A 1,747-nucleotide genomic window follows, 5' to 3' on the forward strand; every position below is an offset into this window, starting at 1 on the left:
GCGCAAAAGCCTTAAGGCCTTATTTAAGGGCTTAGGCGCCTCCACTCGCGTCCCGTCGGAAAGGACCAGGAACGACGCAAGGCCCAGGTCCACCCCCACCGGATCACCCTGTCGGGGCGGTGGACTGGGCCGCTCCACATCGCAGGTAAGGCTCACGTACCAGCGGTCGGCCTCTCGAGAGACCGTGGCCGAGAGGATGCGGGCCTTCCTTTCGGCCAGCAGGCTTAAAAGCTTCTCCGTCGGCTCCTTGGTGCGCACTTTGCCGATGCGGGGCAGCTGCACATGTCGGGGAAAAACCTGAATGGAGCCGGTAAAATGCACCTTGTTGTCGTCTAAACTCTTTTTACGCTTAAAGCTGGGCCTTCTGGCCCGGCCATGCCGCCAGTTGCGGAAGGCGCGCTCGAGGTCCCGCAACGCCTCCTGGGGTGCGCACTTGGAGACTTCCACCCACCAGGGAGCGTGCTGCCGCTTCCAGTGGTTCCACTCCTTGTGGAGCTGGGCCGCAGAAGGAAGGGGCCGGCCTTCCTCCAGCGCCTCAAGGCAGCGAGCAAGCCCCCAGTTGTAGGCAAAGCGAGCAGCCCCCACATGTTTGCCCAGCGCAACGCGGGCGGCACGGCTGGGATCCATTTCAAACCGGAATGCCTGATTCACCCGCATTCATTGCACTCCCGTTCCCCTTTCATGGTCAAATGACCGGCCAAGCACCATCCGCCTGAACTCATCCATGTCAAGGAACTTACCTGGGCACTTCGTGAACTGCGCAGGAACCTCCCTATGCCCCAGCACATCCTTGATCCCATAAGCCTGCACAATCTCTCTTGTTAGCCACGCCGCAGCAGCAAGCTGCTTATCGGTCGGCTTATCCTCCTCGAAATTCCCAATTAAGCACACACATAGGCTTGGGACGTTCCCCTGAGCAACGCAGTACGTGACGGTGCTAGCCGGCCAGCACTTATAGATTATGCCAAAGTGATCGACCAGGTAGTGATAGCCAATCCCAGGCCACCCCCTACCGTTCACGTGGAACCTAGCGATCTCCTCAGGCTCGATGTAATACGGAGTAGCAGAGTGATGGATCACAACCCTTGTGATCATACTAAGCTCCCTGGTCCTATACTTCCGAGTCGGGTGGACCGGGAGCTTCCCAATGAGATCAACGATTGTGAACTTGCGTCCCTCGTCCTCAACGCTCACTGCAACTCCCCCCTAGGCACAACAACCCCAGAGCCAGTTACCCGATGGACCTGGATAACGCCCAGATCCTCAAGCACCTTAGCAATCTGAAGGACGAACCCAACAAGCAGCTTGAACTTCTCCTCAAGATCAGAGACTCTGCTAGATAGGACCTCGATTTGCTGTTCAAATTCCATACTTACCCCCCATCCTCTTCCCTGATCGTAGATAGCCCCAGTGCTTCGCAAATCTCATTAGCAGCAGGGATTCTCCACTTCACAGCACCCCCCTCCTCCCTCACCGCCACGATACCAAGGATCTCCTTAGCCTCAAACACGAACTTCGGATGAATCCCCAATAGCCGGGCATCCCCTAGAATATCTGCTAGCTCAACCTCTCTCCCGGCCTTCCTCGACAATAGGTGAATCGCTTTCACCCTACTCTCAATATCGAATTTACGTCCTCTTCTATTCTCGAGGGAGTACATCTTGTCCAGAACTGCAGCGAGCAGGCACCGCAGCTCATCTACCCGATCCGCAATACTGTAAAGGACTAGATTCAACGCAGCACTAGA

4 protein-coding genes are annotated in these 1,747 nt (G+C 56.6%); all 4 read right to left on the reverse strand.

The genetic code is table 11. The annotated features are described in order from the left end of the window. Positions 1-657, reverse strand: a 657-nt coding sequence (locus ACFMO7_RS05345; RefSeq protein ID WP_376794481.1) for an RNA-guided endonuclease InsQ/TnpB family protein, incomplete at its 3' end; no start/stop codon positions are given. Continuing rightward, positions 658-1,194 carry a peptidoglycan recognition family protein gene (locus ACFMO7_RS05350; RefSeq protein ID WP_376794482.1) on the reverse strand — a complete coding sequence of 179 codons (537 nt, stop codon included), beginning with the start codon at positions 1,192-1,194 and terminating at the stop codon, positions 658-660. It abuts the gene before it with no gap. Next, positions 1,191-1,370: a hypothetical protein gene (locus ACFMO7_RS05355; RefSeq protein WP_376794483.1), complete on the reverse strand. Its 180-nt coding sequence runs from the start codon at positions 1,368-1,370 to the stop codon at positions 1,191-1,193. Before ACFMO7_RS05355 ends, ACFMO7_RS05350 begins: the two co-directional genes overlap by 4 nt. Positions 1,371-1,372: 2 nt before the next feature. After that, on the reverse strand, positions 1,373-1,747 hold a 375-nt coding region (locus tag ACFMO7_RS05360), incomplete at its 5' end, for a hypothetical protein (protein ID WP_376794484.1).

Source organism: Thermogemmatispora sp. (assembly GCF_042408735.1).
Lineage (GTDB): Bacteria > Chloroflexota > Ktedonobacteria > Ktedonobacterales > Ktedonobacteraceae > Thermogemmatispora.